The 22,608-nt window shown below is 65.2% G+C and carries 14 protein-coding genes; 3 read left to right on the forward strand and 11 right to left on the reverse strand.

Features of this window, described 5'->3' with window-relative positions:
- Position 1: 1 nt before the first annotated feature.
- The 5 genes from glcE to BM136_RS14465 form a co-directional block, all read right to left on the reverse strand.
- Complete coding sequence (gene glcE / locus BM136_RS14445; RefSeq protein WP_092972484.1) at positions 2 to 1,135, reverse strand: glycolate oxidase subunit GlcE; 1,134 nt, start codon at positions 1,133 to 1,135, stop codon at positions 2 to 4.
- A 22-nt stretch (positions 1,136 to 1,157) separates the two neighbouring features.
- On the reverse strand, positions 1,158 to 2,087 hold the full coding sequence (locus tag BM136_RS14450; protein WP_092972485.1) for an ion transporter: 930 nt from the start codon (positions 2,085 to 2,087) through the stop codon (positions 1,158 to 1,160).
- 11 nt (positions 2,088 to 2,098) lie between these two features.
- Complete coding sequence (locus tag BM136_RS14455) at positions 2,099 to 3,592, reverse strand: FAD-linked oxidase C-terminal domain-containing protein (protein WP_092972486.1); 1,494 nt, start codon at positions 3,590 to 3,592, stop codon at positions 2,099 to 2,101.
- A gap of 492 nt (positions 3,593 to 4,084) precedes the next feature.
- Positions 4,085 to 4,975 carry a LysR substrate-binding domain-containing protein gene (locus BM136_RS14460; protein WP_092972487.1) on the reverse strand — a complete coding sequence of 297 codons (891 nt, stop codon included), beginning with the start codon at positions 4,973 to 4,975 and terminating at the stop codon, positions 4,085 to 4,087.
- Positions 4,976 to 5,002: 27 nt separating this feature from the next.
- Complete coding sequence (locus BM136_RS14465; protein WP_092972488.1) at positions 5,003 to 6,421, reverse strand: FAD-binding oxidoreductase; 1,419 nt, start codon at positions 6,419 to 6,421, stop codon at positions 5,003 to 5,005.
- 118 nt (positions 6,422 to 6,539) lie between these two features.
- Between BM136_RS14465 and BM136_RS14470 the strand changes: the two genes are divergently transcribed.
- Positions 6,540 to 7,097: a cob(I)yrinic acid a,c-diamide adenosyltransferase gene (locus BM136_RS14470; RefSeq protein WP_092972489.1), complete on the forward strand. Its 558-nt coding sequence runs from the start codon at positions 6,540 to 6,542 to the stop codon at positions 7,095 to 7,097.
- Between the two features lie 77 nt (positions 7,098 to 7,174).
- Here BM136_RS14470 and BM136_RS14475 read toward each other — a convergent pair whose 3' ends face one another.
- The 6 genes from BM136_RS14475 to BM136_RS14500 form a co-directional block, all read right to left on the reverse strand.
- The gene (locus BM136_RS14475; protein ID WP_092972490.1) at positions 7,175 to 8,077 is read right to left on the reverse strand and encodes a mechanosensitive ion channel family protein; all 903 of its coding nucleotides are present in this window, start codon (positions 8,075 to 8,077) and stop codon (positions 7,175 to 7,177) included.
- Between the two features lie 191 nt (positions 8,078 to 8,268).
- Complete coding sequence (locus BM136_RS14480) at positions 8,269 to 10,473, reverse strand: c-type cytochrome (RefSeq protein ID WP_092973000.1); 2,205 nt, start codon at positions 10,471 to 10,473, stop codon at positions 8,269 to 8,271.
- A gap of 368 nt (positions 10,474 to 10,841) precedes the next feature.
- Positions 10,842 to 11,921 carry a 3-deoxy-7-phosphoheptulonate synthase AroG gene (gene aroG / locus BM136_RS14485; protein WP_009241455.1) on the reverse strand — a complete coding sequence of 360 codons (1,080 nt, stop codon included), beginning with the start codon at positions 11,919 to 11,921 and terminating at the stop codon, positions 10,842 to 10,844.
- A gap of 389 nt (positions 11,922 to 12,310) precedes the next feature.
- Positions 12,311 to 13,774, reverse strand: coding sequence for a metalloprotease TldD (gene tldD, locus BM136_RS14490; protein ID WP_092972491.1), 1,464 nt, complete (start codon positions 13,772 to 13,774; stop codon positions 12,311 to 12,313).
- Between the two features lie 30 nt (positions 13,775 to 13,804).
- Positions 13,805 to 14,674: a carbon-nitrogen hydrolase family protein gene (locus BM136_RS14495; protein WP_092972492.1), complete on the reverse strand. Its 870-nt coding sequence runs from the start codon at positions 14,672 to 14,674 to the stop codon at positions 13,805 to 13,807.
- A 5-nt stretch (positions 14,675 to 14,679) separates the two neighbouring features.
- Positions 14,680 to 18,960, reverse strand: coding sequence for a YhdP family protein (locus BM136_RS14500; protein WP_092972493.1), 4,281 nt, complete (start codon positions 18,958 to 18,960; stop codon positions 14,680 to 14,682).
- Positions 18,961 to 19,135: 175 nt separating this feature from the next.
- Between BM136_RS14500 and glnE the strand changes: the two genes are divergently transcribed.
- A complete protein-coding gene (gene glnE, locus BM136_RS14505) occupies positions 19,136 to 21,979 on the forward strand; it encodes a bifunctional [glutamate--ammonia ligase]-adenylyl-L-tyrosine phosphorylase/[glutamate--ammonia-ligase] adenylyltransferase (RefSeq protein ID WP_092972494.1) in 2,844 nt (947 codons plus the stop codon).
- On the forward strand, positions 21,976 to 22,593 hold the full coding sequence (rrtA, locus tag BM136_RS14510; RefSeq protein WP_092972495.1) for a rhombosortase: 618 nt from the start codon (positions 21,976 to 21,978) through the stop codon (positions 22,591 to 22,593). Before glnE ends, rrtA begins: the two co-directional genes overlap by 4 nt.
- Positions 22,594 to 22,608: the final 15 nt, after the last annotated feature.

The raw sequence follows: 22,608 nt of genomic DNA on the forward strand, positions 1-22,608 counted from the left end.
GTCAGAACGCTGAATACAGACGGCCCGGGTTGAAGATGCCGTGCGGATCAAAGCTGTCTTTCAGGCGTTTGTGCACCGCCATCAACGGCGCGGCGACGGGCGTGAAGATGTCGCTGGCGCGGTCGCCGTTGCGGAACAGCGTGGCGTGGCCGCCGGCCTTGCGTGCTGCATCGCGGATGACATCGGCCGAGGTGTTGGCGGTGTCGATCCACCAGCGCTGGCCGCCGCCCCATTCGACGAGTTGTTCGTCGGCAGAAGCATGTCCGAGCGCCAGCGGCGGCGTGGCCGGGGGCAGGGCGATGCGCCATAGCGGCAGGCTGCCGTGCACGGCACGCGAAAAAAACGCATGTGATTGTTCGCGCAGGTCGTGCCAGAACGCCGCTGCTTCTGAGTCATCAACACGCTCGCCGCCGAGCTTGGCAATGGCTGCGCGCACGGCTGCATCAGCGCCGCTCAGGCGCACCCACAGCGCACCGTCGATCCACGCAGACGCCGCAATCGGCAGTGGCTGGCCGCCCCAGCGGTTCAGGGTGTCGATGGCTTCGCCTTGCGCCATGGCAAAGCGCAGCGTTGCATCGCAGAACGGCATCGGCAGCACCTTGAGCGACACCTGCACGATCAGGCCGAGCGTGCCGAGCGCGCCGGCCATCAAGCGCGAGACGTCGTAGCCGGCCACGTTCTTCATCACCTGGCCGCCGAAGTTCAGCATGTCGCCGCGGCCGTCCATGACGACGGCGCCGAGCACGAAATCGCGCAGCGCACCCACCGACTGCCGGCGCGGCCCGGACAGGCCGGATGAAAACGCACCGCCGACGGTCGCCTGCTTGCCGTCCGCAGCAAAGTGCGGCGGTTCGAACGCCAGCATCTGCCGGTGCTCGGCCAGCGCAGCTTCGATCTCGACGAGCGGCGTGCCGCTGCGCGCGGTGACGACAAGTTCGGCGCAGTCGTAATCGACGATGCCGGACCATTCGCGTGTGTCGAGCACGGTGCCGTGGGGTGCCGGTGCGCGGCCGTAGAAATCCTTCGTGCCGCCGCCACGCAAGGTCAGTGGCGTGTGGCTGTCGGCTGCGTGTGCGATGGCCTCACGAAACCGTGCGAGCGTGGGCGAAAGGGCTGTGTCTGGCGTGCTTGGCATGGCGAACCTTCAGGTGCGCAGCTCACTGGCTGTGCGCGGTCTCGATGGGGTGGAGCGGAAGCTTGGTGCCGCAGCGCTTGCAGAATGCGGCGTCAGTGTCGTGACGGTCGAGCGTGCAGCCGCTGCACGCGCGGGCCTGCGGTGGGACGGCCGAGGCAGATCCTTCGCGCATGGTGTTCACTAGTTCGGCGCCGATGATGCCGGTCGGGAACGCGATGATGCTGTAGCCGAGGAGGATGGTGAGCGAGGTAATGAACTGGCCCAGCGGCGTGCGGGGCACGAGGTCGCCAAAGCCTGTGGTGGTGAGCGTGACCACCGCCCAGTACATGCTGACCGGAATGCTGGTGAAGCCATGCTGCGGCCCCTCCACCACGTACATCACCGTGCCGAGGATGATGGTGATGATGAAGACGGTACCCAGGAACACGAAGATCTTGTGCCGCGCGTTCAACAGCGCACGCAGGAGGATCTGCGCCTCTTCAAAGTAGACCGTGATCTTCAGTATCCGGAAGATGCGCAGCAGACGCAGCAGCCGCACATCGAGCAGGTAGGCCAGCTCGGGCACAAAGATCGCCAGCCACGTCGGCAGGATCGAGATGAAATCGATGACGCCGTAAAAGCTGAGCACGTAACGCCAGGGCCTGCGCACCACGAGGATGCGCATGACGTACTCCCCCGTGAACAGCAGTGTGAAGAGCCACTCGAGCACCGTGAAGAGCGTGCCTGCGCGGCCGCTGACGCTCGGCAGGCTGTCGAGCATCACTACCAGCACGCTGGCGAGGATGGCGCCAAGCAGGGTCAGGTCGAACAGCCTGCCGGATCGTGTTTCGGCTTCAAAGATGATGGCGTACCAATGCGCGCGCCAGCCGCTCTCGGGTTTGCCGAGATATTCGCCAAGGCGCGCATTGTGGGCGTGCCAGCGGTTCCGGACGGTACGGGGCGGATTCTTCATGGCTACGTGCTTCAGAAGCGCGGTAGGTCCGGATGCGGCAGCAGGCCGTTGCGCACGTGCAGCTTGCCGTATTCGGCGCAGCGCGCGAGCGTGGGGATAGCCTTGTCGGGGTTCAGCAGGCGCACCGGGTCGAAAGCCGTTTTTACGCGCAAAAAGGCGTCACGTTCTTCCGCCGAGAACTGCACGCACATCGAGCTGAGCTTTTCCACGCCCACGCCGTGTTCGCCCGTCACGGTGCCGCCGAGTTCAACGCAGGTCTCGAGGATGTCGGAGCCGAACAGTTCGGCGCGGTGCCATTCGTCCTGGTCTTCGCCGTTGAAGAGGATGAGCGGGTGCATGTTGCCGTCGCCGGCGTGGAACACGTTGATGCAACGCAGGGCGTACTTCTGCTCCATCTGCTGGATCCGCCGCAGCAGCGTACCGATGTGCTTGCGCGGGATGGTGCCGTCCATGCAGTAGTAGTCCGGCGAGATGCGCCCGGCTGCCGGGAAGGCGTTCTTGCGTCCGCTCCAGAACTTCAGGCGCTCGGCCTCGCTTTGCGAGACCTGGATCCGCGTGGCACCCGAGGCGCGCAGCACTTCGCTCATGCGCGCGATTTCTTCGGCCACTTCTTCGGGCGTGCCGTCGGACTCGCACAGCAGGATGGCGGCCGCATCGAGGTCGTAGCCGGCGCAGACGAATTCCTCAACAGCCGCGGTGGCAGGCTTGTCCATCATTTCCAGCCCGGCCGGGATGATGCCGGCGGCAATCACGTCGGCCACGGCGTTGCCGCCGGATTCCACGTTGTCGAAGCTCGCCATGATCACCTGCGCCAACTGCGGCTTTGGGATCAGGCGCACGGTCACTTCCGTCACCACGGCCAGCATGCCTTCGGAGCCGATCACCGTGGCCAGCAGATCCAGGCCGGGTGCGTCGGGCGCTTCGCTGCCGAACTCGACCACCTCGCCATCCATCATCACCGCGCGCACGCGCAGCACGTTGTGCACCGTCAGGCCGTATTTCAGGCAATGCACGCCGCCCGAGTTCTCATTGACGTTGCCGCCAATGGTGCAGGCGATCTGCGAGGACGGATCGGGCGCGTAATACAGCCCGTGCGGATTGGCTGCTTCCGAGATGGCGAGGTTGCGTACGCCCGGCTGCACGACCGCCGTACGCGTATACGGGTCGACTTTGCTGATGCGCTTGAACTTGGCCAGCGACAGCACCAGCCCGCCCGGCGTGGGCATCGCGCCGCCCGACAGGCTCGTCCCGGCGCCGCGCGGCACCACGGGCACGCCCATGCGGTGGCACACGCGCAGGATTTCGACGACTTGCGCTTCGGTATCTGGCAGCACCACGGCCAGCGGCACCTGCCGGTAAGCGGCGAGGCCATCGCATTCATACGGGGTGGTGTCTTCGCGCTCCCAGAGCAGCGCGTCGTCGGACACGATCTGGGACAGCGCAGCGGTCAGCTCGGCCTGCAGGGCAGATTGATCGCGGGCGGTGGCGGGCAGCGACGCGTTCATGGGGTGTCTCTCATCGTTGTGCCCGGCAGCGGTGGCCGGGGTGGGAGGCACTATAGCCCGGCCGCCGCGCCATGCGGCGTGTTAAGGACTTTTGCTGCGATGAATTTGGCTCGCCGAGGCGGCCAATGCGGTTCATCGCGTTGCGGCAAGGTTTTACCGCTCGTTCGTGGAGGTCCGACCTCCATGATCGAGCCTTCGACCGTCGATGGTGGGGCTCAAACCATCGAGCTTCACACTAAAAGTTTCGAATCCGAGGTTCGGGTACCTCACGCGTGAGGCAAATATGGTCAGCGTTGATGAAAAAAGCAGCAGCGATGAGGTTCAGAACGTCGACTTCGAGGCCCGGAGGCTCGGCCCATGCCCCTTTCTGCTCCGACGTTGCTGCTTTTTTCATCAACGCTGGGGTTCCGAGCCTCAACGTCGATACTGAAAGTTTCGAATCCGGTGGTTTGAGGGCCAGTTACGAGGCTTGGCTGCCCACGGCTGACCGGTTTACCAATCCAGCCCAAGCAACCAATCCACAAACTGCCGCGCCTCGGGCTTCATCGGCGCCTGTTCGCGCTGGACGATGTAATAAGCATGTGGCGACGTCGATTCGATGTCCAGTAGCCGGACGATCTGCCCCGAGCCCAGCCAGTTGCGCGCCATCGCCTGCCGCACCAGCGCAACGCCCTGGTTGGAGGCCACCGCTTCGAGCATCAGGCCGATGTCGTTGAACAGCGAGCCGGTGGCGGGCTCGGGTGCGTCCAGCCCCGCCGCCTCAAACCACGGGCGCCACGGCTCCAGCGGGCTGCGCAGCAGCGTGAGGTTCAGCAACTGCGATGCTTCGGTGATGGTGTTGCCGCTGATCTGCTCGAAGTAGCCGCGCCCGCACGCCGGGAACACCGGCTCGTTGAGCAGCAGCGTGGTCTTCAGGTCCGGATAGCGGCCGGTGCCGTAGCGGATCTCGACATCGGTGTCCTCGGCTTTCACATCAAGGAACGGGATGGAGAGATGCAATTCCAGATCAATGTGCGGGTACAGCGCGTTGAATTCCGGCAGACGAGGCACGAGGTGCTGGCGGCCGAACGTGGGCGGAATCGCCACGCGAAGCCGCGCGCGCTGCTTGCTGAACTCCGGCCGCGCCAGTTCGTGCAGCGTGTCGAGCGCGACTTGCACGCTGCGCAGGTAGCGCGTGCCCGCGGCGGTCAGCCGCAGCGCCGTGCCGGTGCGCACGAACAGGTCTTCGCCCCATAGTTCTTCGAGGTTCTTGATGCGGTGCGATACCGCGCTGGGCGTGACAGAAAGCTCTTCGGCCGCACGCGCGAAGCTCGCATGGCGCGCCCCCGCCTCAAAGGCAATCAACAGATGCAGTGGAGGAACGCGCTTGAAGACGGAGGACATGCGGGCGGTCGCTGGTGGGTGAGTCGGTTAGAGGTGGAAGATCTTGCCGGGGTTGAGGATGTGCTTCGGGTCCAGCGCCAGCTTGACGCTGCGCATCAGGTCGATCGCATCGTTGCCGTGTTCCGCGATGAGGAAGTCCATCTTGTGCAGGCCCACGCCATGCTCGCCAGTGCAGGTGCCGTCCATGGCGATTGCACGCGCGACGATGCGCTGGTTGATGCGCTCGGCTTCTTCCAGTTCTTCCGGTTTGTTCGGGTCGATCAGCAGCGCAACGTGGAAGTTGCCGTCGCCCACGTGGCCGACGATGGGCGCGGGCAGCTGGAGCGCGCTGGCGAGCAGGTCCTTCTCGGTTTCCACCACGCAGTCGGCCAGGCGCGAGATCGGCACGCACACGTCTGTGGTGACGGCGCGGCAGCCGGGCTTGAGCTGCAGGAACGCAAAGTAGGCGTTGTGGCGGGCGTTCCACAGGCGGCTGCGGTCTTCGGGGCGCGTGGCCCATTCGAAGCCCTGGCCCTTGTGTTCGGCGGCGATCTGCTGGACGGTCTCGGCCTGTTCCTGCACGCCGTGCTCCGAGCCATGAAACTCGAAGAACAACGTCGGCATTTCGGGCAGCGTGAGCTTGTCGTATTGGTTGATCGCGCGGATGGCAAGCGCGTCGACAAACTCCACGCGCGCAATCGGCACGCCCATCTGGATGGTGTCGATCACAGCGGACACCGCATCGCCCATGCTCGGGAACGCGCACACAGCCGCGGACACGGCTTCCGGCTGCGGATACAGCTTCAGCGTGATCTCCGTGATGATGCCAAGCGTGCCTTCGCTGCCGATGAAGAGGCGGGTGAGGTCATAGCCCGCCGACGATTTGCGCGCGCGGTTGGCCGTCTTGATGATGCGGCCGTCAGCGGTGACCACTGTCAGGTTCAGCACGTTCTCGCGCATCGTGCCGTAACGCACGGCGTTGGTGCCGGACGCGCGCGTCGCGCACATACCGCCGATGGACGCGTCCGCCCCCGGGTCGATCGGGAAGAACAAACCGGTATCGCGAATCTCGGTATTGAGCTGCTTGCGCGTGACGCCCGGCTCGACCGTCACCGTCAGGTCTTCGGGGTACACCGACAGCACGTGGTTCATCTGCGAGAGATCGAGGCTCACGCCGCCGGCCACGGCCAGCAGATGGCCTTCGAGCGACGAGCCGGCGCCATACGGGATCAGCGGAATCTCATGTTCAAAGCAGAGTTTGGCGACGGCGGCGACTTCCTCGGTGGTCTGCGCGAAGACGACGGCGTCGGGCAGCATCGGGTCGTAGGCGGATTCATCGCGGCCGTGGTGGGCGCGTACGGCTTCGGTGGTGGAGATGCGGTCGCCGAAGCGGGTGCGCAGCGCGTCGAGCATCGCAGGCGGAATCGGCTTGCGGATGCACTGGGAGGGAGGGGCTGGATGGTTCATGGCGTCTCGCGTGGGGCGGCGGTCTGAAGCCGGCTCGGGCTGTCATTCTAACGCCGGGGCCATGCCGCCCTTGCGATAATGGCGCCACCAACATTGACGCTATACAGGGAGACGCACCGTGGGCAACCGCCTATCCAAAATCGCTACCCGCACCGGCGACGACGGCACCACCGGCCTCGGAGACGGCAGCCGCACGGCCAAGGACAGCCTGCGCATCGCCGCCATCGGCGACGTCGACGAGCTGAACTCGCACATCGGCGTGCTGCTCACGGAAACGCTGCCCGACGGCGTGCGCGCCGCGCTGACGGCCATCCAGCATGACCTGTTCGATCTGGGTGGCGAACTGTGCATTCCCGGCTACACCATGGTGACGACCGCGCACGTGCTGCGGCTCGACCAATGGCTGGCCGATTACAACGCCGATCTTCCCCGGCTGGCCGAATTCATCCTGCCCGGCGGCAGCCGCGCTGCGGCACAGGCGCATGTCTGTCGCACCGTCGCACGCCGTGCCGAGCGGAGCATCGTGGCGCTCGGCCGCGCAGAGTCCATCGGCGAGGCGCCGCGCCAGTACGTCAATCGCCTGTCGGACCTGTTGTTCGTGCTGGCGCGCGTGCTCAATCGTGCGGATGGCGGCACGGATGTGCTGTGGAAACGCGACGAGCACAAGCCGACCTGATCGGCGTCCACACCATAAAGAAACGGCCCGGCGAGGTTGCCACCTCGGCCGGGCCGTTTGCTTTGCAGCGCGCCGAATCAGTTCACGATCGTCGGCGTCGTGGTGCTTTGTGCCACAGCAGCCAGCCCCGCCAATTGCCCCGGCGTGGTGATGGTCAGCGCCTGCGATGGCGTCGGCGCCGGGAAGCCGGCTTCGGCCAGCGCTTCCTTGATGGTGCGGTTGGTGTCGAAATAGACCTGCCAGTAGTTGTCGTTGTGCGTGTACGGGCGCACGGCCAGCACGGGCCCGACCAGGTTGAACTCCAGAATCTCAACATCGACCGCCGGATCGGTCAGCACGTTCGGAATGGCGGCCACCTTTTCCTTGAGCAGCGCGATGGCGGCGCGGTGATCGGCGCTGCCGGCCAATTGCGCCTTCAGCTCGACGCGGCGGAACGGGTTGGAGGTGTAGTTCTGGATCGTGTCGGCGAAGATTTTGCCGTTGCCGACAATCGTGACGACGTTGTCCGGCGTGTTGATGGTCGTGGCAAACAGGCCGATCTCCTTGATCGTGCCCGTCACGCCACCGGCCGTCACGAAGTCGCCCACCTTGAACGGCCGCAGCACGATCAGGAACGCGCCCGCCGCAAAGTTCGACAGCAGCCCCGACCACGCCATGCCAACCGCCACGCCGGCGGCGGCAATCAGCGCAGCGAACGTCGTCGTCTGAATGCCGAAATAGCCCAGGATGCCGATCACCAGCAGCACGTTCAGCGTAACGGTGATGATTGACCCGACGTAGCGAAGCACGGTCGGATCGACCTTCTGCCGGGTCAGCGAGCCTTCCACCATGCGTACCGCCAGATGGATCAGCCAGCGGCCGACCACCCAGAAAACGATGGCAGCGAGGATCTTCATACCGACGTCGGTGGCGTATTGCGCCACGATCGCCTGGTACTTGCTTGCGGTGTTGACGGCGGTTTCTGCCAGGGTGTCTGCCATGGATGCCTCCGGGGGGAGCAGGGAGAATCCACCTACGATATGTCAAAGACAACGCACTTGTGTGACTTTGATGCGTCTTGCTCACATTTGTTATATGTTGCGCCGCACCAGCGCCCGCACCGGCAACAGAAGGCGCCCCGATGGCCTTCGCCGTCATTTCATGGCGCCTATGTTGCATGCGAGGGCCGTGGTCAATAGCGAGCATCGCCAGGTTTCTTATCCTTCGGCCAGTCATTGACCTTGGGCGCAAAATCCGGGCGGGGCATGTGTGAGAAGAACTGCGCCACATCCACTGCCTCTTGATCCGTCAGCCCGCCTTGACCTAGCGGGAAGCGATTGTGAAATGCGATCGGCATGTTGTGCTTCACAAAGGCTGCCGCGGTGTAGGTGCGCGCCATGCCTGCGCCAATGTTGAACGACTGGTCACCCCAAAGCGGCGGATAGACATATTGGCCTTGTGCGTTCGTGATGCCTTCTCCGTTGGCACCGTGGCACAGCGCACACTGGGCCGTATAGATGTTCCGTCCATTTTCCACATTGGGCACCAGACTCTTGTCGATCTTGCCCACGCCGCGTCCAGGGACCTTGTCTTCCGGCTTGGCCTCACGCTTCATCCAGTCGAAATAGGCGACCATGGCTTTCATCTCTTCGGAATTCACCGGCAAAGGCTTGCCGTTCATCGAGCGAAGGAAGCAACCATTGATGCGCTCTTCGAGCGTTATGACACGCCCGGCGCGCGGTGCGTAGCTGGGGAAGAAGGCGGAGATTCCGACATAGGGCGACCCGTCGGCAACCGTGCCTGCATTGAGGTGACAACTGGCGCAATTGAGCTTGTTGCCAACGTTCTTGGGCAGCATGTTGTGCGTATCGATGTTCAGGCGCGCGCCCAGCACCAACTGCTTGGCGTTGGGTTCATCGAGCACGGCTGCCAAGCGCGGTGTTTCGAACGGGGTGGCATCCAGTTTCCTGACCTCCAGTTCCTTGCGTGCCTTGCCCACGTCGGATGCAGCCACTTGTTGCTGCTTGGCGCTGCCCCAGCTTTCGCGCGTGAAGTTCACGATCTCGGCGATTTCCTGGTCGCCCAGCCGAGCAAACGAAGGCATGGTCAGCACTCGGGCATGGCTGACCGTCTGTGCAGTGGCAGAGCCAGTCAGCAGAATATGCAGCAGTGTGGCCGGATTGCTCTCGCCCAGTACCGGGTTGCCTGCCAGTGGCGGGAACACGTTGGGCACGCCATCGCCGTTGCTGCGGTGGCAATCGGCACAGAACTGCAGATACCCCAAGCCGCCGCGGCTGGTGTAGAGATTTGGCGGCGGGTTGGGCGTGCCGGTGGCATGCTGCACCGGCTGTGTCGATGCCCCCGGGGAAGGTGGGACGATCATGGGCGCAGGCCCTTGCGCAATCTGCATCGGCTTGTCGATTTTGCTGGTGGGCAAAGACTTCAGGTACTCGCCAATCGCCAGCAAATCGCCGTCCGTCATGTACTGCGTGCTGTGCTGTACTACGTCCACCATGTTGCCCGAGACGGCGCCATGGCGGTTGCGCCCGGTCTTGAGCATTTCAGCGACATCCTGCGGTGTCCAGAGGCTGCGCAGACTCAGGGCCCGCCAGCCTTCGACCGTTTCACCGGCCAGGAAGTATCTGCCGCTGGAGTCGGCCTCCGTCATGGTCTTTTCCTGAAAGCCGATACCGCGCGGCGTATGACAGGCGCCGCAGTGCCCCAGGCCTTGCACGATGTAAGCCCCCCGGTTCCACTCCTGAGCTTGCGAAGCATTCGGCCGGAACGGCTGGCTATCCAGAAAAGCCCAGTTCCACAGCGACAACCCCCAGCGCTGGTTGAAAGGAAACGACATACCCAGCGGCCTGTTGGTCTGCTGCACTGGCGCCACACCCTTCATCAGATAGGCGTACAGCGCCCGCATGTCCTCCGGCGTCATCTTGGCGTAGGACGGATACGGCATGGCCGGATACAGGTTGTGACCATCCGCGGCGATGCCCCTACGCATCACGCGATCAAACTGGTCAAAGGTATAGCGCCCGATGCCTGTTGTGGTTTCTGGCGTGATGTTGGTGGAATACAGCACGCCAAACGGCGTCTGCAGTGCAAGCCCGCCGGCCATCGGCTTGGATTTATCGCTGGTATGACATGCGACGCAGTCGCCCAGCCGCGCCACATAACGCCCTCGCGCCACTTGCGCGCGCGTCGCATCGTCCATGGTCTTCGCATCGCTCGCAGGCAGGTCGTCAATCACCTGGGGCAACTGCGTATGCGCAGCGGCGATGGTACGAGCCGCGGGTGTCGTCGTACCCAGCGAAGCGCCAGAGGCATGCGTAGGCGCGACCGGCTGTAGTTGGGCTTGCGCCCCGCACTGCCACGCGGCAAATGTCGCGGTCATGAGCATGAACTGCAAAAGCCGCTTTTTCGTACGCTTGGCTGTGTGGGAGTTGGGCATGCTGACTTGTTCTTCCCGGGGGGGGAGGGTGGACTTAAGGGGGAGTCACCATTTTATTAAGAGGGGTAACCGTAAGAGCACATCGTGCTCGCTTCTATTTGATCTATCGCACGATTGCCCCGTTGGGTGGGTTGCTCGCTTCAAGCGCGGTGATCGGGGGCCGATCCAGGTGCGGCAAGACGACAGAGAGAACAACTTGTCCATCGTGGTTCTGGTCAGCCTCCGGATCGCCCCGGCGTGCGGCGTTCGTCCTGCGCGGAAACAAAAAAGGACGCCCTAAGGCGTCCTTCTTTGCGTCACTCTTGCGTGACTCAGTTGCCGCTGCCCGGTACCAGACGGCGCTTGCGTACAGCGTCGGCCAGCGTTTCCAGCACCTTCACCGAATCGTCCCAGCCGATGCACGCATCAGTCACGCTCTGGCCGTAGACCAGGTCCGACACCGGCGTGCCCTGCACGTGGTCCTGGCGACCAGCGTTGATGTGCGACTCCACCATCACCCCCACGATGCGGTTGTCGCCGGCAGCCATCTGGCGGCCGATGTCTTCGCACACCGGGATCTGGTTCTCGTGCTTCTTGCTGCTGTTGGCGTGCGAAGCGTCGATCATCAGGCGAGCGGCCAGGCCCGACTTGGAGATGGCGTCGCAGGCTTCCTGCACGCTGGCGGCGTCATAGTTGGGCGCCTTGCCGCCGCGCAGGATGATGTGGCAATCCTCGTTGCCCGCCGTCGACACGATGGCCGAGTGGCCGCCCTTGGTGACTGACAGGAAGTGGTGCGGCTGCGATGCGGCCTTGATGGCGTCCACGGCGATCTTCACGTTGCCATCGGTGCCGTTCTTGAAGCCGACCGGGCACGACAGGCCGGAAGCCAGCTCGCGGTGTACCTGGCTTTCGGTGGTGCGCGCGCCGATGGCACCCCAGCTCACCAGATCGGCGATGTACTGCGGGCTGATCACGTCGAGGTATTCGGTGCCGGCGGGCAGGCCCAGCTCGTTGATGTTCATCAGCAGCTCGCGCGCGGTGCGCAGGCCGTCGTTGATCTTGAAGCTGCCATCCATGTGCGGGTCGTTGATCAGACCCTTCCAGCCGACCGTGGTGCGCGGCTTCTCGAAGTACACGCGCATCACGATTTCCAGCTCGTTCTTGAAGCGCTCGCGCTGCTCGACCAGGCGGCGGGCGTAGTCCATCGCTGCCTTGGTGTCGTGAATGGAGCAGGGGCCGATGATGACGATCAGGCGGTCATCCATGCCGTGCAGGATGCGGTGCATCGCGTTCCGGCTTTGGTAGATAAGGTCGGACACGGTGTCGCTGCACGGGAATTCGCGGATCAGATGCGACGGCGGCGTCAGCTCTTTCAGTTCGCGAATGCGCAAATCATCGGTGTTCTTCGGCATGGAAAGCTCCGGGGATGTGTCTTGAGTTCTATTGGAAACGTCTACTGTGTTCGGATCATGTTTCGCGTCGGTGCCGGGGTGGGGCAGGTGACTGGGCGAAAAAAAAACCGCCAGGGTCGCTGGCGGTTTTCGGTATCTGCTGGGTGCTTTATTTTTGCTGCAAGCGCCCCTCTCCTTCCGCCAGCGGTGCGAGATGCCAAAAGTAAAAGTAAAAAAACTTGGCGAAGGACATGAGAGGAAAACGAGTCGATGCAGGAAAAATTGTGGCGCAGAGGTGACTTGAAACTACTGCGCCGCACCAATCGAACCGTCTTTATAAACCCTTTCTTTGAGGGCCGCAAGCGCGGATTTTCCGGGCCTGCGGCGCCAAAACGACGTTTTCAGGGCAATCAAACCGTGCCGCCCACCGTCATGTTCTCCATGCGCAGCGTCGGCTGACCGACGCCCACCGGCACGCTCTGGCCTTCCTTGCCGCACACGCCAATGCCCGAATCGAGGCGCATGTCGTTGCCGATCATGGTCACGTGCTTGAGCGATTCCGGGCCGCTGCCGACCAGCGTCGCGCCCTTGACCGGGGCGGTGATCTTGCCGTCTTCGATCAGGTAGGCCTCGCTGGCCGAGAACACGAACTTGCCGTTGGTGATGTCGACCTGGCCACCGCCAAAGTTGACCGCGTACAGGCCCTTCTTGACGCTGGCGATGATCTCTTGCGGGTCCTTGTCGCCGCCGAGCATGTAGGTGTTGGTCATGCGGGGCATGGGCAGGGCGGCGTAGCTCTCGCGGCGGGCGTTGCCAGTCACGGGCATCTTCATCAGGCGCGCGTTGAGCGTGTCCTGCATGTAGCCCGTGAGGATACCGTCTTCGATGAGCGTGTTGCACTGCGTGGGGTTGCCCTCGTCGTCGAGGTTCAGGGAGCCGCGGCGGTTGGCCAGCGTGCCGTCGTCCACCACGGTGACGCCCTTGGCCGCCACGCGCTCGCCTATGCGTCCGGAGAACGCCGACGAGCCCTTGCGGTTGAAGTCGCCTTCCAGCCCGTGGCCGATGGCCTCGTGCAACAGCACGCCGGGCCAGCCCGGGCCGAGCACCACGGTCATCGTGCCAGCCGGGGCCGGCTTGGCTTCCAGGTTGACGAGTGCGGAGGAGACTGCCTCGTCCACGTATTCGCGCAGCAGTTCGTCGGTGAAGTAGCCGTAGGCATAGCGGCCGCCACCGCCGGAGCTGCCCATCTCGCGGCGCCCGTTCTGCTCGGCAATGACGGTGACGGAGATGCGCACCAGCGGGCGCACATCCGCGGCAATAACGCCGTCGCTGCGCGCCACCAGCATGACGTCGTATTCACCGGCCAGGCCGGCCATCACCTGCACGACGCGCGGGTCTTTGGCGCGGGCGAGCTTTTCGATCCGCTCCAGGAGCGCAACCTTCTCTGACGCTGTCATCGAATCGAGCGGGTCGTTCGGCGCATACAGCGAGTGGCTGCCGGGGGTGCTGGCCAAGCTGCTCGCCACCTTCACGCGGCCGGCGCCGGCCTTGCCGATGGTGCGTGTGGCGCCGGCGGCCTGCATCAGCGCGGGCAGGCTGATGTCGTCAGAATAGGCAAACGCGGTGCGGTCGCCCGAGACGGCGCGCACGCCCACACCCTGGTCGATGCTGAAGCTGCCGGATTTGACGATGCCTTCTTCCAGGCTCCACGCCTCGTTGCGTGTGTACTGGAAGTAGAGATCGGCATAGTTCACGCGGTGCGTGAAGATGTCGGCCAGCGCGCGCTGCAGGTGCGCTTCATCAAGGCCGTACGGATCGAGCAGCACGCGGCGCGCGATGGACAGATTCTGGATGGCGATGTCGCCTGCGTTCATGATCGGTTCTCGCAAAAAAATTCGATTGGCTTACATCACGCGGTGCTTGAGCGCCGGCAGATCCCGGCGCACTTGTGCGATGCGGGCGGGGTCCATGTCGCCGATGGCAACGCCTTCGCCCTCGGGCACGGAGGCAATGACTTCGCCCCACGGGTCGACCAGCATGGAATGGCCCCACGTGCGGCGGCCGTTCTCATGGCGCCCGCCCTGAGCAGCGGCGAGCACGTAACACTGGTTCTCGATGGCGCGGGCGCGCAGGAGGATTTCCCAGTGCGCGGCGCCCGTCACGTACGTGAAGGCCGCCGGCATCAGAATCAAGTTCAGGTTGCCTTGCGACGCCAGCGCCCGGTACAGCTCGGGAAAGCGCAGGTCGTAGCACACCGACATGCCCACACGGCCGCACGGCGCATCGAAGGCCACCGGCGCGGCGCCGGGCTCGATGGTGCGGGCCTCGTCGTAGCGCTCTTCACCGCGTACGAAGTTGAACAGGTGGATCTTGTCGTAGCGTGCGACACGCAATCCGGCCGGGTTGAATGCGAGCGACGTATTGCGCACGCGCTGTTCGTCTTCGCACCACATCGGCAACGTGCCGCCGACGAGCCACAGCTTGTGGCGGCGCGCGGCATCGGCGAGGAATGTCTGGATCGGGCCATCCTGATCGTCCTCACGGATGGCGACCTTGTCGCTGTCCTTGCGGCCCATCATGCAGAAATATTCAGGCAGCAACGCGAGTTGCGCGCCCTGGGCGGCCGCCTCCGCAAGCAGCGCGTCTGCGCGCGCCAGGTTGGCGTCCACGTCGATGGCCGTCACGGTCTGGATGGCGGCAACGCGAAAAGGTGCATCGAAAGGCGCATCCATACCGGATGCGACGGGGGCCGGAGCAACGGTGGTCGAGGTCATGGCGCCTATTTTGCCGAGGTTTGCGATTGGCTGCCCGAATTACCGTTGGATGCGACTTTCTCGATCTTCGGATCCGCCCAGCTACCGGTCACGTGGTATTGCGTGACGAATGCCTTCGACAACTGATCGCCCAGGACCAGCTGCGCGGCCAGCGTGCCCAGCCCGATGGCCGGGTTGATGAACGCCGCCGCCAGCGAGGCCGACGTGGCGTCCACCTTGGGCGTGACCTTCACGCGTAGATCCTGCGTTTCATCGAGGATGTTTGCCGACCCCTGCATGGCCACCTGGAACTGCGGGCCCTTGACGGCGAAATCTTCGGTGTGGGCAACGCCGCTGGCGATGGTGCCGGTGGCCGCCACGCTCTCGAACGGCGTGCCGCGCCCGGTGGCGCTGCGCAGGTCGGTCGCGAAATGCAGCAACCCCTGCAGGCTCAGCACACCGGCCAGCTTGGCCAGGCCCGGATCGACCGGCAGGAACTGGCCGCGCTCCAGGTTCAGCGCCATGCGGCCGTTGAGCGTCGGGTAGTCGATCGACATGGGCGAGCCGCGCCAGACCACGCGGCCTTCCAACTTGCCCTTGGCACCGTCGATCACCTTGGCGAAGCCCATCTTCTGCAGCAGGTCGCCGGTGTCGCGCAGGTCGAGGCTGAAGTCGAGCAGCGTCCGGCGCTCCGGATCATCACCGCCGCCGCGCAGGCGCCGCGGGATGCGCCACGTGCCATGCGCCGTCAGCGTGGCAGCGGGCTGCTCGATCTTCAGCGTCTCAAGCGTCCAGACGGGCGCGCCCTCGGTGATCTGGCTGCGCGCCTTGATCTCCAGCTTGCCGAGCGCCTTGCCACGCAGGTCGAATTTGTCGGCGACGAGGTCGAGCGACGGAATTTCCTGCGAACTGCTGGCCAGCGATTCGGTGAGCGCCGTCTCTTCCTTCGCGTCTGGGATGCTCATGCGAGACAGCCGCATCGTCAGCTCGCCAAAGGGCACGGCGGCGCTTTCGGCGTGCCAGCGCGCGCTACCTGCAATTTCGCGTGAATCGATGGTCGATTGCCAGTTGGCGCCGTCGCGCGTGGCATCGATGCGCACGGCGTTGAAGTCGCGGCCCAGGATGCGCAGCGTTTGCGCGCGGGCGCTCAGGCGGCTGGGCAGATACGCGCTATGGCTATCGGAGGCGTTGGTGGCATTGGCCGCATGTTCGGTGGCAATCTGGCTGGCGCTCTTGTCAGCCGCGGGTGTGGCAAAGGCATGGCGCCAGGCGTCGACGTCCAGCTGATCCAGCGCCAGGTTGGCCTGCACGCCGTCCTGCGGCTGCGGCACCGGTTGCCGTACGCCGATGCCGCCTCGCAGCACCTCGATGCCGTTGCCTGTGCTGCGTTGTTCGTAGCGCGCGCTGACGATATTGCCGACCTGCAGAACGATTTCGTCGATGGCGTTGTTCGAAGCCAGCGGCTGCATCTCGAAGCGCACCGGCAGCGGTTGCCCGGCGGCCTTGTTGAGCGGCGCCGGCAGACGCACCGTCATCGGCGTCAGATCAGACTGCACCTGGATGAGAGGCCGATGCTGCTTGACGCTGATGATCGCGCTGTACGGTGCGCTGCCCTCCAGCGAGCGGGCGACGGCGGCCACCGGGCTGTTCTCGGGCGTCGTCTCACGCAGCCCTTGCGCGGAAGCGGTGCCCGCCACCTGGATGCGGATCGTACCGTCGGGCGCGGTGCCGCCCGTGGGGCGGATTTCGCCGCCGGCAAAGCGCGCGCGCAGGTTATCGAAACCGATGCCCTTCTGCGTAAAGGTCAGCGCGCCGTTCACATCGGTGAGCGGCGGCGCCTGCGGCACGAGCGTGACGTCATTGCGCAGAAACGTGACGCTGCCCTGGGCGCGCGTCGAATGCATCTCGTGCAGAGGCAGGTCCAGCTTGAGTGCCAGCGTAGCGTTGCCCTGGGCGCGTGCGTCCTTGGTGAAATGCCCGATCCACTGGCCGATGGGACTGGCCTCGACGTATTGCAGGAAGTTTTGCGTGGCGCCGTCACCGCGGCCGTCGATGGTGAGCAGCGGGTTGTGGTCGCCCATGTCGGGCAGGCTGCCATTCACGTCCTGCAGGTTCACGCCCATCACCTTGGCGCGCGCCACCTTGAACGCCAGGGATGCCCGATCGAAGATGACCGTGCCGTCGATGCTGGTGAACGCCGGCCAGTCACCCGGGTGCGTGGGCACGCGGCCCGGAGGGTTGTGCGCGGCTTCGGGCGGCGCCGATTGGTATGTCACGTCCTGGATCGGCACTTCCACACGGAAGACGCCCTTGTGCGGCGGCCGGAACGGGAAGTCGTGCAGATCCCCCGCCAGTGCGAAATCGACGTTGCTGGCCGTACCCGCTTGCAACGCACCGCCCAGGTAGTCGCGCAGATGCTGGCCAATCGACAGCGGCAGGTAGCGCGGCACACGTGGAACGTTGGCGCGGTCCAGCGTGCCCTTCAGGTCGATGGTCCCGAGATGGCTGGTGTCTGGTGCGTGACGATAGCTGCCCGTGATGCGCGCTGACAGATCATCGTTGGAGAATGCAAGGTTGTCACTGCTGACAACCAGTTCCTGCTTGCGATATGTCCAGTTGAACGTGCCTTGCAGCCGGTCCAGCGGCACGCGGGCATCGGCAAAGGTGCCGGGCAGCAGCAGCGCGGTGTCGTTGGACTCGATGCGCAGCGTGCCCTTGTCGTTGGAGAAGACGGCGTTGCCGGAGACGTTTTCAACGCCGGGCACGGCTGGCTCGGGATGCTGGCCCGGCGGCACCGCGGGCAGCGCGCCCGGGCCGAACGACACTTGACGCATCGTGGCGCGGCCGGTGAAGTGCACGGGCGCCGGCGCATTTGGCCGCCAGCGGGAAACATCGCGCTGCCAGTTGATGTCGAGATCGTCGATGCGGCCGGACGGTTGCTTCGAACGCAGCGGTTCGAGCACGCCGGCAGGCAGCGGCAGCGCGGTGGCGATGTTGCGCAGGTCCGCCAAATCCAGCGTTGTGGCTTTGACTTGCAGGCTGCGCAGGGCGTCGCGCGAGTCGAGCGCCCACCCCACGGTGACATTGCGCAAGCCGCGCGGCGTGCCGGCTGGGTTGGCCGGCGCCTGGATGCCGGGGCCTGCCAGTTCGGGCACCGACGGCGGTTGGGCGGGCGGGTTCAGCGGCTGCCAGAGCAGCGTGTCGAGGCGCAAGGTGTGCTCACCGCGCGCATTGCGCTGATGCGTGGCCAGCGCCTGGAGGCTGCGCAGCTGCAGCGGGTCCAGATCCTTGCGGACCTGCAGATCGAGCTGCTGCCCTGTCAGCCGTGCCTGGCTGCGCGTGAACACGCCGTCGGCAAACTCCACCGAGCCGTCGGAGGTGAGCGTGCCGCTGTTGGCGGCGGCCAGCACGGGCACATAGCGCTGTACGGAGGCTAACTGAAGCGTATCGACCTGCCAGGAGGCCTGGCCGTGCCAGTGGCGCCAGTCGCCTGGGCGGGCCAGCAGGTCGTGACGGAAATCCGCGTGCAGTTTGATGGGGCCGTTGAACAGCGTGGGCGAGGTCCCGCTGGCCTCCAGCCGGTGCCGCGTCGGGCCGCTGCGTAGCTGCACCCGCACATTGCCCAGCGCCACTTCGGGCAGCTTCTGCTGCTCGTCGAGCCAGCGGACGGCACCTTGCTGGAAATCGATGTCGCCTTGGGAGAGGAGCTGGTCGAGGAAATCGCTGTCGCCGCCGGTGCTCGGGCCGAGCGGCATGCCCGCGACGAGCAAGGCACCCTGCGCATTGCGCCGTACCAGCACGTCGGCCTGGCTGGCGTGCAGGGCGGCAAAGGTGATCTGCATGCGCAGCAACGAGCGCCAGGACAGCCGCGCCTGCACGTCCTGTACCGCGAAGGTGCGACGGCCCGCGGTGTCGTGCGCGTCGATGCGCTGGGCGCGGAAGGCCGGGTGCCAGCCCTCCCAGTAGGTCTCAAGCGAGCCGATGCCGACGGTGGCGTGCAGTGCGCTGGACGCCTCGCGCTCCATCCAGTCGCGCGCCAGGCTTGCGCGCGGCCAGAGGATGAAGCGCACTGCCAGCATGCCCACGACCGCCAGGACGGCCAGCGCTGCCGCCGTCTTCCAGAGCACGCGCCACAGCTTGCGCCAGATCGGGGCGCGGAAAACAATCCCAATGCCCGTGCCGATCCGGCTGACGAATCGCACCAGCCACGCCCAGGCCGTGGGCCGGCCCACCCCGCGTGTGGACAGGGTGCTGGCGTGTCCACCATCGGACTTCGGCGATTCTGGGGGCTGGGACGGGCGGGGCATGATGCGGATTATCCGATATTCAGGAGGCGGCGCCATATTTGGAGTGAGGCGTCGCGCCTGCCCAGCGGCAAGCACGCCCAATGCCCGTGGACGTTGGTGATCACGAATTGGCCTACTTATACCGGCGCGCATTTCAGCGAGAATGGATGTTTCCGCCAATGCTCGACGCGCCCGCATGACTGATTCCGCCTTGTCCGCCCAGCCGTTTTTGCAAGCTCCGGCCCGCGCGCCGGAGGCTCCCGCTGCTGCACTGCCTTTTGCGCTTGCGTATTCGCGCTATCTCCAGCGCCAGGCGCAAGCGCGCGAGGGCTGGGCCGAGCGCGTGCAGGCCGGCGCAGGCCGTCCGATTGACATGGCGTGGCTATCCGCGCGGTTTACCGAGCTGTTCGACACCCTGGCCGTGGAGGTCGAGGCTGCGCTCAAGCGCGCCTTGCGCCTGCTGCGCAATGAAGTCTTCGGCACACTGGTCGAGCGCGATTTGTCCGGCGCCGCGACGCTCGATGAGGTCACGGGCACGATGACCGACCTGGCCGAGTTTGCGGTGCGCACGGCCATTTCCGTGATCGGCCAGGAACTGAGCGCACTGCACGGCCAGCCGATCGGGCAATCCTCCGGCGAGGTGCAGGAGTTGGTGGTGGTCGGCATGGGCAAGCTGGGCGGGCGCGAGCTGAACGTCTCGTCCGACATCGACCTGATTTTTCTCTACGACGATGACGGCGACACGCAGGGCGGCCCGCGACCGCTCTCCAACCACGAATATTTCACCAAGCTTGGCCGGCGGCTGATCAACGCGCTGGCCGATGTGACGGAGGACGGCTATGTCTTCCGCGTCGACATGCGCCTGCGCCCCAACGGCGATGCGGGGCCGCTCGCGTGCAGCCTGGGCATGCTCGAGGAGTATTTCGTCGTGCAGGGCCGCGAGTGGGAGCGCTACGCCTGGATCAAGGGCCGGGTGATCACCGACCCGGCCAGCCCGCATGCGGCCCGGGTGATTCAACAGTTGGAGCGCGTGACCGGCCCGTTCGTCTTCCGGCGCTATCTCGATTACGGCGTGATCTCCGCCATTCGCGCGCTGCATGCACAGATCCGCAGCGAGGCCGCCAAGCGCAGCAATGGTGCCAACCAGCAGCGCGATAACGCGGGCCACGTGCAGGCGCGCTCGCCCAACATCAAGCTCGGGCGCGGCGGTATCCGCGAGATCGAATTCGTCGCGCAGGTGTTTCAGCTCATTCGCGGCGGACAGGACTTCGGGCTGCGTGTGCGGCCCACGCTGGAGGTGCTGCGGGCGGCGTCGGAACGCGGCCTGATCGACGCCGAAGCCGTGGCGCGCCTGACTGAGGCTTATCGCTTCCTGCGCCAGCTCGAGCACCGGCTGCAGTACATCGAAGACGCGCAGACGCACAACCTGCCGGGCTCGCCGGAAGACCAGTTGCGCGTGGCGCGCATGATGGGTTTTGACGACTATGTGGCGCTGGTCGCCAAGCTTGAGGCATACCAGGACGAAGTCGCACAGCATTTTGAGCAGACCTTTTCCGACAAGCAGGACAGCCAGCCGCCGTGCACGGCCGTCTGGCACGCAGACCTGCTCGACGATGAACACACGGAAACCGCTCGCGCGCAGCTCGCCGAACTCGGCTATGCCGAGCCCGTCAGTGTGCTGGAGCGTCTGCGTGCGACGCGCAATTCGCCGCGTTACCGCGCGTTGTCCGAAGTCAGCCGCCAGCGTTTCGACTTGCTGATCAACCGTGCGCTTGATCAGGCATCGCGGCAGACCGATGCCGATGTCACCATCGCGCGCTTTCTCGATTTCTTTGATGCGATCAGCCGGCGCTCCTCGTACCTGTCGCTGCTGAGCGAATATCCGCAGGCCATGGAGCGCGTGGCCCACACGCTGCACGCGTCGCGCTGGGCGGCGGACTACCTCACGCGCCATCCGCAACTGCTCGATGAACTGCTCGACGTGGAGGCGCTGTCAGCCGAGCCCGACTGGCCGGCGTTCAGGGCGCGCGTGCGGGAACGCCTGGAGGCCGCGTCCGACCATGTCGAAATGCAGATGGACATCCTGCGCCAGGAGCACCATGCGGAAACCTTCCGCGTGCTGCTGCAGGACCTGCAGGGCATGCTGAGCGTCGAGCACATCAGCGACCGGCTTTCGGATCTTGCCGACGCCATGCTGGACCTCACGCTGGAAACGGTCTGGAAGCAGGTCGCCACGCGCCACCGGGAGGTGCCGCGCTTTGCCGTGGTTGCCTATGGGCGGCTGGGCGGCAAGGAACTCGGCTATGCGTCGGACCTCGACATCATCTTCCTGTATGACGACGATGACGAACGCGCGCCCGATGTCTACGCGTCATTTGCGCGCAAGCTCATCACGTGGCTGACGAGCCATACCGCCGCGGGCATGCTGTTCGACGTCGATACGCGCTTGCGGCCGAACGGCGCCGCGGGTTTGATGGTCACGCACTTCGAAGCCTTCCGCCGTTATCAGATGCGCGAGGGCGACAACGCGGCGTGGGTGTGGGAGCACCAGGCGCTCACGCGCGCACGGTTCTGCGCGGGCGATGCGGAAATTGGCGGGCGCTTCGAGGCGCTGCGCACGGCCGTGTTGCGCCAGGCGCGCGAACCCGGCCCGCTGCGCCACGAGATCGTGGCGATGCGCGAGCGCGTTGCGGAAGGCCATGCGAATCCGACTGGGCTGTTTGATCTCAAGCACGATCGCGGCGGCATGGTCGATATCGAATTCACCGTGCAATTTCTGGTGCTTCTGCACAGCGCAGCGCATGCCGAGCTGACCCTCAACAAGGGCAACATCGCGCTCCTGCGCATGGCTGGCGAACTCGGGCTGATCGATGCGACGGCAGCTGCGCAAGTGGCCGATGCCTATCGGGACTTCCGCGCGCGCCAGCACAAGTTACGGCTCGACGGACAACCCGCTGCGCGCGTACCGGTCGACACCTGCGCGCACGAGGCCGCTCACGTACGTGCGTTGTGGGAGCAGGTGTTCGGGCCTGCGCAATGAGGGTGCATCGACACACGTTGCACACGTGGGGCGCGTGCACCGGTGTGGCTGCGCTGTCGGCGACGTTCTCGTTCGTGCCGTGGCTGTACGCGGTTGGACTGTATCAACGCGAGGCCGTGCGCGCGGGTCAGTGGTGGCGCATCGTGACCGCCATGTGGGTGCATCTGGACACGTGGCATTGGTTGGCGGATGCGATGGCGGCGGCAGGGCTCATCTTGCTGCTCGCGCGCGTGTTGCGGCCGCATGTCATCGTTGGAGCGCTGGTGGTGTGCGGGGTGCTCGTGCAGATCGCACTGCTCAATCAGCCGACGGTGCAGTGGTACGGCGGGCTCTCCGGTGCACTGCATGGCTTGGCGGCATGGGGCGGCCTGCGGTTGCTGAAGCCGTCCGCGGACGGGGCCGAGGATCGTTTCTCACGCTGGATTGGTGTGGCGCTGTGTGTGGGCGTGCTGGTGAAGGTATGGCTCGAGCAATCGTGGCTATCGCCCATTGCCTATGACCCGCACTGGGGGTTTGGCGTGGTGCGCATTGCGCATGCCTTTGGCGCGGTGAGCGGGTTGCTGATTTGGGTGTTGGGGGAGTGGCGTCTTCGAGACGATCGGCTGAACATGTAAGCAACCGAGCACCGA

The sequence above is a fragment of the Ralstonia sp. NFACC01 genome (assembly GCF_900115545.1).
GTDB lineage: Bacteria > Pseudomonadota > Gammaproteobacteria > Burkholderiales > Burkholderiaceae > Ralstonia > Ralstonia mojiangensis.